Annotated in this window: 15 protein-coding genes; 14 read left to right on the top strand and 1 reads right to left on the bottom strand. The window is 36.4% G+C overall.

What is annotated here, in order from left to right:
* Positions 1 to 101: 101 nt before the first annotated feature.
* The 14 genes from OEV98_RS07015 (at position 102) to spoIID (ending at position 15,526) form a co-directional block, all read left to right on the top strand.
* Positions 102 to 2,504, top strand: a complete 2,403-nt coding sequence (locus OEV98_RS07015) for a S8 family serine peptidase (RefSeq protein WP_263072514.1) — start codon at positions 102 to 104, stop codon at positions 2,502 to 2,504.
* A gap of 950 nt (positions 2,505 to 3,454) precedes the next feature.
* Positions 3,455 to 3,844 carry an ATP synthase subunit I gene (locus tag OEV98_RS07010; protein WP_263072513.1) on the top strand — a complete coding sequence of 130 codons (390 nt, stop codon included), beginning with the start codon at positions 3,455 to 3,457 and terminating at the stop codon, positions 3,842 to 3,844.
* 5 nt (positions 3,845 to 3,849) lie between these two features.
* Positions 3,850 to 4,560 carry a F0F1 ATP synthase subunit A gene (atpB, locus tag OEV98_RS07005; protein WP_263072512.1) on the top strand — a complete coding sequence of 237 codons (711 nt, stop codon included), beginning with the start codon at positions 3,850 to 3,852 and terminating at the stop codon, positions 4,558 to 4,560.
* Between the two features lie 78 nt (positions 4,561 to 4,638).
* On the top strand, positions 4,639 to 4,851 hold the full coding sequence (gene atpE, locus OEV98_RS07000) for a F0F1 ATP synthase subunit C (protein ID WP_263072511.1): 213 nt from the start codon (positions 4,639 to 4,641) through the stop codon (positions 4,849 to 4,851).
* Between the two features lie 146 nt (positions 4,852 to 4,997).
* The gene (atpF, locus tag OEV98_RS06995) at positions 4,998 to 5,513 is read left to right on the top strand and encodes a F0F1 ATP synthase subunit B (RefSeq protein WP_263072510.1); all 516 of its coding nucleotides are present in this window, start codon (positions 4,998 to 5,000) and stop codon (positions 5,511 to 5,513) included.
* Positions 5,510 to 6,055 carry a F0F1 ATP synthase subunit delta gene (locus OEV98_RS06990; RefSeq protein ID WP_263072509.1) on the top strand — a complete coding sequence of 182 codons (546 nt, stop codon included), beginning with the start codon at positions 5,510 to 5,512 and terminating at the stop codon, positions 6,053 to 6,055. Before atpF ends, OEV98_RS06990 begins: the two co-directional genes overlap by 4 nt.
* A 15-nt stretch (positions 6,056 to 6,070) precedes the next feature.
* Positions 6,071 to 7,582: a F0F1 ATP synthase subunit alpha gene (gene atpA, locus OEV98_RS06985; RefSeq protein ID WP_263072508.1), complete on the top strand. Its 1,512-nt coding sequence runs from the start codon at positions 6,071 to 6,073 to the stop codon at positions 7,580 to 7,582.
* 139 nt (positions 7,583 to 7,721) lie between these two features.
* Positions 7,722 to 8,579: an ATP synthase F1 subunit gamma gene (gene atpG, locus OEV98_RS06980; protein ID WP_263072506.1), complete on the top strand. Its 858-nt coding sequence runs from the start codon at positions 7,722 to 7,724 to the stop codon at positions 8,577 to 8,579.
* Positions 8,580 to 8,679: 100 nt separating this feature from the next.
* Positions 8,680 to 10,101, top strand: coding sequence for a F0F1 ATP synthase subunit beta (gene atpD, locus OEV98_RS06975; RefSeq protein ID WP_263072505.1), 1,422 nt, complete (start codon positions 8,680 to 8,682; stop codon positions 10,099 to 10,101).
* A gap of 24 nt (positions 10,102 to 10,125) precedes the next feature.
* Positions 10,126 to 10,530: a F0F1 ATP synthase subunit epsilon gene (locus OEV98_RS06970; protein WP_263072504.1), complete on the top strand. Its 405-nt coding sequence runs from the start codon at positions 10,126 to 10,128 to the stop codon at positions 10,528 to 10,530.
* Between the two features lie 791 nt (positions 10,531 to 11,321).
* Entirely contained in the window at positions 11,322 to 11,558 is a 237-nt protein-coding gene (locus tag OEV98_RS06965) for a DUF1146 family protein (protein WP_263072503.1), read from the top strand.
* Between the two features lie 317 nt (positions 11,559 to 11,875).
* On the top strand, positions 11,876 to 12,628 hold the full coding sequence (locus tag OEV98_RS06960) for a YwmB family TATA-box binding protein (RefSeq protein WP_263072502.1): 753 nt from the start codon (positions 11,876 to 11,878) through the stop codon (positions 12,626 to 12,628).
* A 33-nt stretch (positions 12,629 to 12,661) separates the two neighbouring features.
* Positions 12,662 to 13,975, top strand: a complete 1,314-nt coding sequence (murA, locus tag OEV98_RS06955) for a UDP-N-acetylglucosamine 1-carboxyvinyltransferase (protein WP_263072501.1) — start codon at positions 12,662 to 12,664, stop codon at positions 13,973 to 13,975.
* Positions 13,976 to 14,506: 531 nt separating this feature from the next.
* The gene (gene spoIID / locus OEV98_RS06950; protein WP_263072500.1) at positions 14,507 to 15,526 is read left to right on the top strand and encodes a stage II sporulation protein D; all 1,020 of its coding nucleotides are present in this window, start codon (positions 14,507 to 14,509) and stop codon (positions 15,524 to 15,526) included.
* 74 nt (positions 15,527 to 15,600) lie between these two features.
* Here the strand turns inward: spoIID and OEV98_RS06945 are convergent, their stop codons facing one another.
* Positions 15,601 to 16,026: a VanZ family protein gene (locus OEV98_RS06945; RefSeq protein ID WP_263072499.1), complete on the bottom strand. Its 426-nt coding sequence runs from the start codon at positions 16,024 to 16,026 to the stop codon at positions 15,601 to 15,603.
* Between the last annotated feature and the right edge of the window lie 243 nt (positions 16,027 to 16,269).

Raw genomic sequence — 16,269 nt, 5'->3', positions numbered from 1 at the left:
TAAAGCCATTCAATCGACATCCATAAATTAACTTAATAATTGAAGACTTCCCTACTCATACTAGAAATTATGATATGAAATAAAAAAATGGAGGGGGAACAATGAAGCGGCTACGAATCTTTTTTTACATACTAGCAATCATAACAATAGTCATATGTTACCCAATGAAAACGATCCAGGCAGCAAAATGGGATCGAATACCCATCCATTTTTCCACAAATGAAAACCAAATAAATTTTATACAAACACAGCAAGTAGCAAAAATAAAGAGCACCAAGCAATCAAAATTTTTCTCCAATCAGAGCATTCACCAATCAAACACATTTGAACCAAGTAGTCTGAAGCACCCACCAATTCCTACGAACGAACAAGAAGAACAAACGGCCATCATTTTATTGGATCAACCAAAAACGAGAGATGAAATCAAATCAATTTTGAAAGAGTATCCTGGAGTAGAACTAAACTACATATATGAATGTGTATTTCATGGTTTTTCTGTATCCGGTCCAAAAGAGCAAATGAAAAAACTTTCCTCTGTTTCCACCATACAAGCTGTTTATCCTTCTTATACGTATCATCTGGATGTGAAAAAGTATCCAACGACATCCCTTCCTCATGAGGGTACGAGCGGTATATATTATATAGGGACGGATAATGTACGACATCAGCTTGATGAAAAGGGGCAAAATCTTACCGGCAAGGGAATTAAAGTTGGCATTATTGATACGGGTATTGACTATACACACCCGGATTTGCGGCATGCTTACAAAAAAGGCTATGACTTTATTGATAATGATAAAGATCCGATGGAAACAATCAATGCAGGTCCATATAATACCTTTCACGGAACCCATGTTGCAGGTGTCATCGCCGCACGGGGAAGAATGACCGGAATGGCGCCAGATGCGAGTATTTATGCATATCGTGCCTTAGGACCAGGAGGGTATGGTTCAACCGAGGCAATTATTGCTGCGATAGATCAAGCGATTAAGGATAAAGTAGATGTACTTAATTTGTCACTCGGAATAAGTATTAATGGACCAGATTTGCCGACAAGTTTAGCGCTTGATAAGGCTGTTAGTTATGGAATTGTTGCTGTAACGTCCAATGGGAATTCCGGGCCAGATCTTTGGACTGTCGGTTCTCCAGGAACGTCCCATCAAGCAATTTCTGTAGGTGCATCCACTCCGCCGTTGAAAATACCATATCTCGATTATCTTCAACACCAATTCCAATTAACGCCAATGTATGGGGCAATACAGTGGATGACCAATCAATCCTTTTCCCTTGTTAATGGGAAATTAGGAAGGAAACAAGATATTACAGATGCAGATGGAAAAATTGTCATCGTTAAAAGAGGAAAACTAACTTTTACAGAAAAAGTAAAAAATGCGATTGAAGCGGGTGCTAGAGGGGTTATTATCTATAATAATACAGATGGAGAATTACTGGCAGAGTTAGAGGAAGAGGTAAAAATTCCAGTTGCTACATTAACAAAGACGGATGGAGAAAAGCTAGTAAAGCTAATGAGAGAAACTCCAGCTCTAGCAAAGGTGATTATGAAAAAGGAAGAGGATGTTTTAGCGAGCTTCAGTTCCCGTGGTCCAGTAACTTTTACATGGGATATTAAACCAGACGTATTAGCACCAGGTGTCGCTATTATTAGTACAGTCCCAGGTGGCTATTTACCATTACAAGGAACGAGTATGGCATCTCCTCATGTAGCAGGAGCAGCAGCATTGCTTAAACAATCTCATCCAACATGGAAACCAGATCAAATCAAGGCAGTGCTAATGAATTCTAGTAAACCGTTAGTCAATAAGGAAAATGAACGGTATCAAACCTATGAACAAGGTGCAGGTAGAATCCAAATCGAGAAAGCCTTGAAGGCAAATTCGATTGTAGAACCGGGAGCATTAGTTTACGGAAAAGCAAAGGGCTCCATGTTTGAAGAAAGAAAACGAACGGTCACAGTAGAAAATATTAGTGATCAAACCGTTCGATATACATTTTCCACACCACTTAGATCTGACGAAATATCATGGGATTTTCCACCACCATTTTATTTAAAACCAAAGGAAAAACGAACGATTACCATTACGATGGAAGTAAAGGCAAATCATAAAATAAATGAAATTTATAATGGCTATATTGAAATGCAAGCAAACGCAGAAAAAATTGCAATTCCTTATCAATATGTTGTAAAAGAACCAAATTACCCAAGAATAATGGCATTCTCCTTTACCGAGGGAGATCAAGCAAATATATACCAATATGAAGTATATTTACCCGGAGGGGCTGATGAGCTAGGTATCGCATTATTCAACCCAGATACCCAGGCATTCATCGACTATATTGATACAGAGCATAATGTAAATAGAGGATTAATTCGAAAAGAATTAACGAAGCCAAAAAATATTCTACCAGGTGTCTACTTAGCAGTTGTAATTGCAAAAAAGGCAGGACAAGAGGATACGATACAACAATTAATAGAAATACGTTAATGGTGAAATTAGTCCAATAGTAAACCCAAGAATGCGGTTATAATACGTTCTTGGGTTTTTTTATAATGAATAATTCTTATTTTTGTGCAACCCGCTGACTGAATCCACTCCGTGTATCCATTCGGGCGAGCGGTGAGACTAGCTGCGGTTGACTCACTACTAGCAAACTTCACCATCCCTCCGTACGAAAAATCAACATTGGTTTGTAAACTTACCATATTTCCTTTTATCTTATACGGATTGGCTTCAGTTTGTACGTAGCTGAACAGTCGTCTCTGCTTTTCAATGAGTTACCTGTCTCGCTGTCCCGCGATAGTCTCCATGTATTCAGTCTGCTCAGTAGTTCAAATAAAGTATTGTTTGTCACTAGTTTTCTATTAATTTATTCTTCTCTTATACACCATCTTTACACAAAATTTACAAACGCTTAATATTCTAGTAATAAAAAAATGGGCAATTGTTTGCTATCATTAACAACTGAATAAACAATTAGTGCAATGTGAAGAATGGAATAAGAAGACATCCATCTATTAAACAGGAATATTTTTATCTAGCAATAGATAATATTTACGGAAAATGTGACAAAAGAACAACAAATTTAGGCGCCCTAAATAATTTTCCGATAAATGTGACAAAAATGTGAAAAAAGTCCGTTTCAAAAATAGATAGCACTACTTTTTCATATGTATTAATTGACATGGTAGGCAGACTATTGTATTCTTCAAGAGTATGGATTGATAAGGCTTACATATGCCGTTTATAAGTTTTTCACTATTCTTACATTGTTATCATGAAATACATAATTTAGATTTCGTCAGGTAGGTTTTACTGGAAGATTTCTTGAATTAATTATGAAAATATTGACACCAAAGACTCACCAATTTTTCATACATATTAGCTATTGCTAATGTATAATCATTGTATTGCTTCTCTTGGGGGAATCGTAGATAATGCCTGATATTAAAGTTATTTTTACCCGCAGTACAAAGTATTTATTTTTCCTACTTGCTCTGTTCGTGTTAGGATGGGGTTTTACTACATACCAAACAGTTTTTGCTGGGCTTATACTTGGTACAACTATTAGTTTCTTTAACTTATGGTTATTGTATAGAAAATCAATCAAGCTAAGTGAAGCGGTGGCAAATGGACGAACTGTTTACTCCCTCGGTTCTATTTCTAGACTAGCATCAGCAGCTTTAGTAGTATTAATAGCAATTCGATACCCGGAGTATTTTAACATCCTATCATCAATTATTGGGATAATGACTACTTATTTTGTCATAATCATAGATTTAATTTTTTTACGAGTAATAAAAGGTAAACAACAGGAAGAGAGGTGATTGAAGTGAACCATGAGGCACCAATAAGAGAGATCTTTGGGCTGCATTATAATCCATCCAATATTCTAATGATTACTGTATCTTCACTTATTGTTTTTCTTATCGCTGTACTTTGTACGAGAAGTTTACAAATGCGACCAAAGGGTGCTCAAAACTTCTTAGAATGGGTTTTAGATTTTGTTAAAGGAATAATCAATAGTAACTTAGATTGGAAAAATGGTGCTAAATTCCATATTTTAGCATTAACTCTAATCATGTATATTTTCGTGTCAAATATGCTCGGGTTACCGTTTGCAGTGGTAATTGACCATGAATTATGGTGGAAATCACCTACGGCTGATCCGTTGATTACAATGACACTTGCAGTAATGGTTGTTGCATTGTCACATTTTTATGGTGTGAAATTAAATGGAACAAAACAATATGGACGTGGATATCTCGAACCGATGAAATTCATGTTTCCATTAAAGATTATTGAAGAATTCTCAAATACTTTAACACTAGGTCTTCGTCTTTACGGGAATATTTTTGCCGGTGAGACATTGCTAGCATTGCTTGTATCTTTAGGAACAGGCAGCATTGTTGGTGGAATTCTCGGATTCCCATTAATGATTGTATGGCAAGGATTTAGTATATTTGTTGGAGCAATCCAAGCATTTATTTTCACCATGTTAACGATGGTTTATATGGCTCATAAAGTTAGCCATGACCATTAATATAAAGTTCAATTTCTATTGAACAACAGCAATAATATATTAAAAATATTTCTTATAAATTAAAGGAGGATTTCAACAATGGGTGCATTAGCAGCTGCAATTGCAATTGGTTTAGCCGCACTAGGTGCTGGTATTGGTAATGGTTTAATTGTTTCAAAAACAGTAGAAGGTATGGCTCGCCAACCAGAAGCAAGTGGTTTATTACGTACAACAATGTTTATCGGGGTAGGTTTAGTAGAAGCGATTCCGATCATGGGCGTTGTTATTGCGTTTATCGCATTATTTGCATAAGAAATTGTTAATTTAACTTTAATGGCGGAGATCATTCATAAGAACCTTCGCCATTCCTTTATGTAATATAGGAAAAATCATGATAATTTTAACGAAATGTACTATGAAAAAAGATGGTAAGCTTCTTGAAGGGAGTGAATGTTAGCGTGTTAACAAATGAATTAGTATTAGGTTCCTCAGGCTTCGCTCCATTAGATTCGATTTATCAGCTAGTCGCATTTTTAGTATTAATGCTATTGCTTAAGAAATTTGCCTGGGCTCCATTAGTGAAAATGATGAAAGAACGTGAAGATTACGTTGCAAATGAGATTGATTCAGCGGAAAAGGCGAAACAAGAAGCAACTGAATTATTACAACAGCATCAACAAATGATGAAGGAAGCTAGACTTGAAACGCAAGCTCTAATTGAATCAGCGAAAAAACAAGGTGAACTTCAACGCGAAGAAATTATTCAAACTGCTAGAAGTGAAGCAGAGAGATTAAAAGAATCAGCTCGCTTGGAAATACAACAGGAAAAAGAAAATGCAGTTGCTACTTTGAAAGAACAAGTTGCATCGCTTTCTGTATTAATTGCTTCTAAAGTTATTGAGAAGGAATTGAATGAGAAGGATCAAGAAGCGCTTATTCAAGAGTATATTAAGAAGGCAGGAGAAGAGCGGTGAAACACACAATAACTGGAAATAAATATGCCATTGCTCTTTTCCAGCTTGCTCTTGAAAACAATGAAGTAGACAAACTGGAAAACGATCTTCGTGTTGTAAAAGAGGTTTTCGAATCCACACCAGAACTAACCACATTGTTACAGTCACCGAATGTAAGTAAAGAACATAAAAAAGCAACTGTAACGGAGGCATTCGCAAGCCTTTCACCATTTATAATCAATACATTGCAATTATTAATAGAACGTCATCGTGTCGAGCATATAACTCCGATGGTGGAAAAATTTATTGAACTTTCTCTTGATAGAAAGGGCATTGCAGAGGCGACGGTTGAATCTGTACGTCCATTAACGGATGTAGAAAAGGCAACATTATCTTCTGTTTTTGCACAAAAAATCAATAAAAGTGCCTTGGAGATTCAAAACAACATCAATTCTGACCTATTAGGTGGACTAAAAATACAAATTGGTAACCGTATTTATGACGGTAGTTTGCGTGGGAAACTTGACCGCCTCAAACGCGAACTTGTAGGCTACCAATCGTAATAAGGGGTGAAATTAATGAGCGTAAAAGCTGAAGAAATCAGCGCACTGATAAAAAAGCAGATTGAAAATTATCAGGCAGAGATTAATGTGACAGAAGTTGGTACCGTTATTGAAGTTGGTGACGGGATCGCACGTGTCCATGGTTTAGATAATGTAATGAGTAATGAGCTCGTTGAATTTTCTAGTGGAGTAATGGGACTTGCCCAAAACCTAGAAGAAAATAATGTAGGTATTATCATTTTAGGACCTTTCACAGGTATTCGTGAAGGATCAGAAGTTCGCCGTACCGGTCGTATCATGGAAGTGCCGGTTGGAGAAGAATTGATTGGTCGTGTAGTAAACCCATTAGGTCAACCAGTGGATGGACTTGGTCCAATCAATACAACGAAAACTCGCCCAATTGAAAGTCCAGCACCAGGTGTAATGGATCGTAAATCTGTACATGAGCCATTACAAACAGGGATCAAAGCGATTGATGCATTAGTACCAATCGGTCGTGGACAACGGGAATTGATTATCGGTGACCGTCAAACAGGGAAAACATCTGTTGCGATTGATACAATCTTAAATCAAGCAGACCAAGACATGGTTTGTATTTATGTTGCGATTGGTCAAAAAGAATCTACTGTACGTGCAACAGTTGAAACATTACGTAAGCATGGTGCATTAGATTACACAATCGTTGTAACTGCTGCTGCATCACAACCAGCTCCATTATTATACTTAGCTCCATATGCAGGTGTAACAATGGGTGAAGAATTTATGGTTAACGGAAAACACGTACTTGTTGTATATGATGATTTATCCAAACAAGCGGTTGCTTATCGTGAACTTTCCTTGTTACTGCGTCGTCCTCCAGGTCGTGAAGCATTCCCAGGGGATGTATTCTATCTTCACTCCAGATTATTGGAACGTGCTGCGAAATTAAGTGATGCAAAAGGTGGCGGTTCATTAACTGCACTTCCATTTGTTGAAACACAAGCAGGGGATATTTCAGCTTACATCCCAACAAACGTAATCTCCATTACTGATGGACAAATTTTCTTACAATCAGATTTATTTTTCTCAGGTGTTCGCCCAGCGATTAACGCAGGTTTATCTGTATCCCGTGTAGGTGGTGCAGCCCAAATAAAAGCATTGCGTAGAGTATCTGGTACACTACGTCTAGACCTTGCTTCTTATCGCGAATTAGAAGCGTTCGCTCAATTTGGATCAGACTTAGATAAAGCAACACAATCTAAGCTTGCTCGTGGTGCGAGAACTGTAGAAGTATTAAAACAGGATCTAAACAAACCAATCCGTGTAGAAAAACAAGTTATGATTTTCTATGCATTAACAAAAGGTTTCCTAGATGATATTCCTGTAGAAGATATTAATCGCTTTGAAAAAGAACTATATGCATGGATCGATCAAACGAAACCTGCAGTAGTTGAACATATTCGCAATACAGGCGAATTAGCAGCTGATGAAGAGATGTCTGCTACTATTGCTGAATTCAAAAAAGGATTTGTTGTAACGGAAAAATAATCCGTGGAGCATATTCTGTTAAAAAACTATGTTGCTTCCTTGACGAAACCGAACTGCTTCACAATGAAGCATGACAATTTTGATAGGGAGCAACCGAATAAATGATAGCCCGAATATTTTTAAAGGGTGGTGAGAACCAGTGGCATCATTACGTGAGATAAAAGGTCGGATTAGTTCTACAAAAAAAACAAGTCAAATAACAAAGGCTATGCAAATGGTTTCCGCATCTAAACTAAGTAGAGCAGAAGAAAATGCAAGATCCTTTGTTCCGTATATGGAAAAAATTCAAGAGGTTGTAGCGAGCGTTGCAAACGGGGCATCCGATGCATCCCATCCAATGCTAAAACAACGTCCAGTGAAAAAAACAGGCTATATCATCATTACTAGTGATCGTGGACTAGCAGGTGCATATAACAGTAATGTTATTCGTAAACTTAATCGTGATATCCAGAGCCGTCATCAATCAAAAGACGAGTATGGAATTATTGCGATCGGCCGTGTAGGAAGAGATTTCTTCGTTAGTCGTGGTATGAATGTTGTGCTTGATATTGTTGGCGTAAATGATCATCCTTCCTTTGTGGAAATCAATGCGATTACGAAGCAAGCAGTTGGCATGTTTGAAGATGGTACATATGATGAGTTATTTATTTACTACACACATTATGTATCTGCAATTCAGCATGAGGTGATCAGTCAAAAAGTGTTACCGCTAAATGACATTGCACCTGCTGGGAAGCACCTTTCTTACGAGTTCGAGCCAAGTGTTGAAGAAATTTTGGATGTTTTACTTCCACAATATGCAGAAAGCATCATTTTTGGTTCGCTATTAGATAGTAAAGCAAGTGAGCACTCTTCACGGATGACTGCAATGAAGAATGCAACCGACAATGCAAGTGAATTGATCAATAGTTTAACATTAACATTTAACCGTGCACGCCAAGCAGCAATTACACAAGAAATTACCGAAATTGTGGGTGGAGCAGCTGCTTTAGAATAATCGCCCAAGTACTGGAAATAGTAATAGATTTTGTTATATTTCTATCCTATTTTTCAAAGAACAGGGCATCAATTGTAATTGATCGTCAGGAGGGAAAATGATGAATAAGGGACACATCCTGCAAGTTATGGGTCCAGTTGTTGACGTGAAATTTGCTAGCGGACAACTACCAGAAATCTATAACGCATTAGTCATTAATCATAAAGCCCAATCTGAATCTGAAGTTGATATTAACATTACATTGGAAGTTGCCCTTCATTTAGGGGATGACAGCATCCGTGCAATTGCGATGGGATCAACAGATGGTTTAGGTCGTGGGATGGAAGTAGAAGATACAGGTAAGCCAATCTCTGTACCAGTTGGAGATGTTACATTAGGCCGTGTATTTAACGTATTAGGTGAATCAATCGATTTAGATGGCGAATTACAAGGTAATTTCCGTAAGGACCCAATTCACAGAGAAGCACCAACATTTGAAGAACTTTCTACAGAGGTAGAAATTTTGGAAACAGGTATCAAAGTAGTAGACTTACTTGCTCCTTATATTAAAGGTGGTAAAATCGGTCTATTTGGTGGTGCCGGTGTTGGTAAAACCGTATTAATCCAAGAGTTAATCAACAATATCGCCCAAGAGCATGGTGGTATTTCTGTATTTACTGGTGTAGGGGAACGTACTCGTGAAGGGAATGACCTTTACTATGAAATGAAAGATTCCGGTGTTATTAAGAAAACTGCGATGGTATTCGGACAAATGAACGAGCCTCCTGGTGCTCGTATGCGTGTTGCATTAACAGGATTAACAATGGCTGAATACTTCCGTGATGAACAAGGGCAAGACGTGCTATTGTTCATTGATAATATTTTCCGTTTCACACAAGCTGGTTCCGAGGTATCTGCGCTATTAGGCCGTATGCCATCTGCCGTAGGTTACCAACCAACACTAGCAACAGAAATGGGTAAATTACAAGAACGTATCACTTCTACACGTAAAGGTTCAGTAACATCTATCCAAGCAATTTATGTACCTGCCGATGACTATACTGACCCAGCACCAGCAACAACTTTCGCTCACTTAGACGCAACAACAAACCTTGAGCGTAAATTGTCTGAAATGGGTATCTACCCAGCGGTGGATCCATTAGCATCTACATCTCGTGCATTATCTCCAGAAATCGTGGGAGAAGAACATTATAATGTAGCTCGTGATGTTCAACAAACATTACAACGCTATAAAGAATTACAAGATATTATTGCAATCCTTGGTATGGACGAATTAAATGATGAAGATAAGCTAGTTGTACAACGTGCTCGTCGTATCCAATTCTTCTTATCCCAAAACTTCCACGTAGCTGAACAATTTACTGGTCAAAAGGGATCTTATGTACCTGTAAAAGATACTGTACGCGGATTTAAGGAAATATTAGAAGGAAAATATGACCATCTTCCAGAAGATGCGTTTCGTTTAGTCGGCCCAATTGAAGACGTAATTGAAAAAGCGAAACAAATGGGTGTAGAAGTGTAACTTGGCTCAAAAGGAGGATGAAAAATGAAAACAGTGAATGTTAGTATTGTAACTCCTGATGGCCCAGTTTATAACTCAGAAGTGGAAATGGTAAGCACAAAAGCAATGAGTGGTGAATTAGGGATTCTTCCTGGGCACGTCCCGATGGTTGCTCCATTAGCGATTGGTGCAGTTCGATTACAGAAGGATGGCAATACAGATTTAGTTGCCGTAAGTGGTGGCTTTCTAGAAGTTCGTCCCGATAAAGTAACGATACTTGCACAAACAGCTGAAAAAGCAAATGAAATTGATATTGACCGTGCAATTGAAGCGAAGAAACGCGCAGAAGAACGTTTGAATCAACATAATCAATCCCATGTTGACTTCAAACGAGCGGAGCTAGCACTTCGCCGCGCAATGAATCGATTAAATGTCGCACAATTTAAATAAATAAACAATGAAAATCCTCCTAGCAAAAATGTTGGGGGGATTTTTTTAGAGAGTAGCATTGATGGACTGTAGTTATTTCATGAGAGAAGAATAGAAGTTTATACTTGCTGAACGGACTGAATACACGTAGCTATACCTCTTTATCCTACAAGATTTCTATAAAGGCTAGCTCATTACAAATACCAACATAATATTACAAAAAAGTACTGTGAATAAATTTACAATTAAATGTGGATAAATATACCAACCTGTTGATAAGTCTGTGTAAAATGTGGATAAACTGGATAATTCTGTGGACGAATACTGTAAAACCTGTAAATAACTGTTAATTATCGGTAAAATTGTGGATAATTATTCCATAAAACTACGAAAAAAATAACTAGATCCCCAATAAATAGTAGGAAAACACTATTTTATCCACTACTACTAAATCTTCTGTGTAATAATAAATATTTCAATTTGAAATAGAAAAGTAAATTTTTTAATATATATCGTGTGATACAATAGAAACGTTATTACGAATCTGGTAAATAGTGTAATGAGAATCTATTCTTACCAAAGAGGATTTTAACAAAACCTCCTATTCGTAATAATATTTTTTATTGCTTCTTTTCGGAAAGTCTATATATCACGAGCAAATGCAAAAGTAAAATAGGAACATCGAATCGAATACATCCTGAAAGATGCAATAAAATAGTAAGGAAGCTGTAAGGAATCAATAAAAGGATGGACAACTAGCCATTTGATTTTGTGAGAAGAAAAATCCAGTTTGGCATAAGGAGAGGAAATAATTGCTTGCAGAATTTGGCATGAGCAGTGTGTTAAGTATTCTGTCTCATTTACTATTTATCGGGTTAGCATGGTGGGCATTACAAGCGATTAATTATGAAAAGTTTTTAAGACCAAATCGAGTGACACAAGCGAGACTTTTATTAATTTTTGTCGCAATAATGTTAGGTACTGCTGTTAGTAATTTTTTCCTTGATTATATTAATTGGGCACAGCAAATTCCGTACATTTTAGAGTAACAGGTGAGGGAATTTTTCATCATCTTTTAGTAATATCAATAGTATGTGAAGGAACCGTAGTAATTAATGTAATCAATCAAAAAAAAGGTAAATGAGTGTTTGTAGGTCTTTGTAACTATATGTAGAAAAATGTTGAATATTTTATGAAATAGCAGTATACAATCGCTTTTAAGAGAGCTAAAATAAATTTGTTGTGAAGATTTCACAAGCAAGTTGCATTCATCGAAAGAAGCAGGATATTGTCAAACAGTGACGACTTTTACCATGTATGCTACTCACCTTTTTAACCAACAATGGTAGTAAGGGGAGAGGATAACATGAATAGAAAATTATTAGTACAAATGACAGTATGCGTTGCTTTCTTTATAATTATTCTGACTTTTAATGAGAAAGAGGCACTAGTAGCAAATCAATCAGATTTGAATAAAATGATTGATGTAATACAGAAAAGTGATGGTAGTGTCTCAGAATGGTCCTTTTTTGCAAGAGAAGAGTTAGAACCATCTCTTACAACGAATGATTTAGAAAAGCTGAAAGAGCAATGGGAAAAGAAATTTCCTCAATTCAAGTGGGAGAAAACATTAGAAGATGGTCATTGGCAGCTTATCGGTACTTCTAATAACGAAGAACAACAATATAGAGAAAAATTACAAGTGGTTGCAAACCTCAATGAAAACAATCTTCAAGGTTTTGTTCTTTACGAATTGAAAGGATATAGATGGAATAATGCAATGGGAAACATCGTCGATGAAAAATCCGATCAATTTTTTCCTCAAATATTCCAGAAAACTCCAATGAAATTCTCTTGTATAAAAGGTGACTTCGGTGATAAGATGAATATTGCTGTTATGGAAAAATCAAAGCAATTAAACAAAGAATTTAACGGTAAAATTGTAGAAAAATTAGCAGAACAAAATTTTGTATCATTAACAATAAATAGTCCATATTTTAAAAATCAGTTACCAACGGAGCAAGGTTCATTTAACATGCAAATTTCGTTAAGATCCGATGATCGGAATGAAAAAACGACTTTTGTCATTGGCACACCTATCCTAACGATTGAATATTAATATAAAAGATACTGGACGCGGAGGGGAATACATTTGGATAAGATCATCGTCCGCGGCGGAAATAAATTGAACGGCACAGTTAAAGTTGAGGGAGCCAAAAATGCCGTTTTACCTGTAATCGCCGCTTCATTATTAGCAAGTAACGGAAAAAGTATTATTAGAGATGTTCCGGCTCTCTCAGATGTATACACAATTAATGAAGTTTTACGTTACTTGAATGCAGAAGTAACATTTGAAAATAATACCGTTCATATCGATGCATCAAGCGAGTTAACAGAAGAAGCTCCATTTGAATATGTTCGCAAAATGCGCGCTTCCGTTTTAGTAATGGGTTCATTACTTGCACGTTTAGGCCGTGCTCGGGTTGCTTTACCAGGTGGATGTGCAATTGGTTCAAGACCAATTGACCAACATCTAAAAGGATTTGAAGCAATGGGTGCTGTAGTTAAAGTTGGAAATGGCTTTATCGACGCACAAGTATCTGGCAGACTAAAAGGTGCGAAAATTTATTTAGATATTCCAAGTGTTGGCGCAACCGAAAACATTATGATGGCTGCAACACTTGCAGAGGGTACAACCATTATTGAAAACTGTGCAAAAGAACCAGAAATAGTGGATTTAGCAAATTATTTAACTGAAATGGGAGCTATCGTAAAAGGTGCTGGAACTGAAACGATTCGAATTGAAGGGGTAGAAAGTTTACATGGTGCAGATCATACGATTATTCCTGATCGAATTGAGGCAGGTACTTTCATTACGGCAGCTGCAATAACTGGTGGCAATGTATATGTAAAAGGTGCAGTACCAGAGCATATTTCGTCATTGATTGCAAAATTAGAGGAAATGGGCGTAACGTTTATCGAGGAAAAGGATGGCTTACGTGTTATTGGACCAGAAAAGCTTAAAGCTGTGGATATTAAAACAATGCCATATCCTGGTTTCCCTACCGATATGCAAGCACAAGTAATGGCTTTGCTTCTACGTGCGCAAGGAACAAGTATGATTACCGAAACAGTATTCGAAAACCGCTTTATGCATGTTGAAGAATTCCGTCGTATGAATGCTGATATCAAAATCGAAGGTAGATCCGTCATTATCAATGGTCCATCCAACCTTCAAGGAGCAGAAGTAGGTGCTACAGATCTTCGTGCAGGAGCTGCATTAATCATTGCAGGACTCGCTGCAGATGGTATTACAAAGGTAACGGAGCTTAAGCACATTGATCGTGGATACGTAAACTTCCATGGCAAACTAGCAGCACTGGGTGCAGACATCGAACGCATCACAGAAGAAGAACAAGTGGAAGAAACAATCCTCGTATCAAAAATAGCTGCAAACATGAAGTAAATAATGTAAAGGTAAGGTTGGATATTGAACAAATACCCAACCTTTTACTTTAATTACAAACAAACAAAAAATTAACAAAAACAAACACTCAAATGACAGAAATGCGATTGATCATAAATATTATTAATCCATTTTCTGTCGTTTTTTGATAAAATAAGAATGAAAATTTTTAAAGAAAAAAATTTATTTTACTTTTGAGCGGATTTATTACTCTGTGGACTTATCCGTTGCTTATAACTCCTTTTTATAAATAATACGCAGACATTAAATTAATTATTAATAATTTTTAGATAATTAATCGATAAAATTTTCGAAAAAAACCATCACACCAACTATACTTCGTCAGTATCCCAAACGAATACATAATATATTCACCGCTGGAAAAAAATAACAACCTGCCTTTACTAGACTAGTCCAAAATTCGACGAACAAATTAGTAGTTTTTTTAATAGATTGGTATAAATACCTATCCTACTCCATATGATGTAGTATAGAAAAAATCAAAAATAAATCATATGGGAGGAGAAAAATATGATAAAAGTTAAACCAATCGTCATTGTCTTTATTTTACTATTTGTAGCCATTCTAACCATTCCTAGCGTACTAGTTCTCCCGTTTTCACATGAAAAGGCAAGTGGAAAAATAGCAGAAGCAGAACCAAAGCAAGATTGGGAAGCTTTATTAAAGGAGGCATCTCCTGTGGACGTTTCCGTCTATCGAAGTGCAAATGATAAAGTAGAAACCGTTCCACTAGAAGAGTATATTGTCGGCGTAGTTGCTTCGGAAATGCCAGCAGAATTTGAAGAAGAAGCACTAAAAGCACAAAGCTTAGCTGCAAGAACTTTTATTGTCAGGCAGCTTATGGCAGATCAAAAACCAGCGCTATTAAAAGGAGCCGATGTCGGTGACAATCAAGGCTACCAAGTATATACAAATGATAAGGAACTAAGAGAAAAATGGGGAGCCAACTATAATAAATATATCGAAAAAATAAGAAAGTCGGTCTATGAAACAAGAGGCCAAATCGTCGTATATGACAATCAACCGATTACAGCATCTTATTTCTCGACTAGTAACGGATACACGGAAAACTCAGAAGCATATTGGACCAATCCATTTCCATATTTAAAAAGTGTGGAAAGTCCATGGGACACAGAATCAAAAGAGTTTACTGCAGAAACGGTAATCCCTGTGGCACAATTTGAAGAAAAGCTAGGGGTAACTGTAAGTAGTTCAGAAATAGGAGAAATTGAATCACGTACACCGGGAAAACGAGTGGAAAAAGTAAAAATAGGGGATAAAGAGCTTACCGGTAGAGAAATTCGTGATAAGCTTAGTCTACGCTCTGCAGACTTTTCCTGGGTTCGAGAAGGCGATGATATCGTCATTACAACAAAAGGATACGGACATGGTGTTGGCATGAGTCAGTATGGAGCCAATGGTATGGCAAAAGAAGGAAAAACCTATGAGGATATTATAAAATATTACTATCAAGGAGTTGCTATTTCAAAAGCTGACCATTTACTAGAACAATATGTAGTAAAAAAATGATAACTAATAGAAAAGACGAAATCTGGATTGATTTATTGGACCGGATTTCGCCTTTTTTTATAGAAAAATATCGATTACTTTGAAAACAACTTTTCTATAGAAGCAAGGAAATTTCCGAATGTATTTTTCTTTAATAAATACCCTCGATACACTACCCAATAACAAATGGCAACCCCAGTCACATCTTTTATTAAATCAATAACAGTTGACGTCCGAGACGGGACAAAATATTGATGGATTTCGTCCAATAATCCATAAAAGCAAGCAAATAATGCGATCGAAAGATTTATCCTCTTTGTTAGCTTTCCATCTACTAAAAAGAATAATACAAGCAATACATAAAGAATGGCAAACTCTATTAAATGAAGCGACTCTTTAATAATAGTATCTGCAACATTAAACGTAACAACCGCATCTGAAGGAAAGCTAGACAATGTCCAAATAAGCCCCATATAAAGAACCGGTGCTAATTTCACTAAAAACCACAATAATTTTTTCAAATAAACTCCCACCTTTTCTATTGATAATTTTCTCTACGATCCATTTCATGATTATTCAATCAGCCTTTTATAGGTAAGGATTACGACCTCTTTGCTTAAGGTCTAATGAATATATGTAAGTAAATTTATCACCTGTAAATAAAAATATATCGTATTTATGCATAAAATCATAAGTTTTATCAAAAAATAACCAAAAAAAATTTTTTTGAAGTATATATTTCTAGTTTTCTGTTCAAAATGTTT

Source organism: Perspicuibacillus lycopersici (genome assembly GCF_025660475.1).
Classification (GTDB): domain Bacteria; phylum Bacillota; class Bacilli; order Bacillales; family Caldibacillaceae; genus Perspicuibacillus; species Perspicuibacillus lycopersici.
The sequence above is the reverse complement of the archived record's forward strand: the minus strand, read 5'-3'. Positions and strand labels throughout refer to the sequence as shown.

What these genes read in the sequence shown, in the direction of transcription:
- OEV98_RS07015 (WP_263072514.1), top strand. Translation starts at nt 102, where the DNA reads ATGAAGCGGCTACGAATCTTTTTTTACATACTAGCAATCATAACAATA.
- OEV98_RS07010 (WP_263072513.1), top strand. Translation starts at nt 3,455, where the DNA reads ATGCCTGATATTAAAGTTATTTTTACCCGCAGTACAAAGTATTTATTT.
- atpE (WP_263072511.1), top strand. Translation starts at nt 4,639, where the DNA reads ATGGGTGCATTAGCAGCTGCAATTGCAATTGGTTTAGCCGCACTAGGT.
- atpA (WP_263072508.1), top strand. Translation starts at nt 6,071, where the DNA reads ATGAGCGTAAAAGCTGAAGAAATCAGCGCACTGATAAAAAAGCAGATT.
- atpD (WP_263072505.1), top strand. Translation starts at nt 8,680, where the DNA reads ATGAATAAGGGACACATCCTGCAAGTTATGGGTCCAGTTGTTGACGTG.
- OEV98_RS06970 (WP_263072504.1), top strand. Translation starts at nt 10,126, where the DNA reads ATGAAAACAGTGAATGTTAGTATTGTAACTCCTGATGGCCCAGTTTAT.
- OEV98_RS06960 (WP_263072502.1), top strand. Translation starts at nt 11,876, where the DNA reads ATGAATAGAAAATTATTAGTACAAATGACAGTATGCGTTGCTTTCTTT.
- spoIID (WP_263072500.1), top strand. Translation starts at nt 14,507, where the DNA reads ATGATAAAAGTTAAACCAATCGTCATTGTCTTTATTTTACTATTTGTA.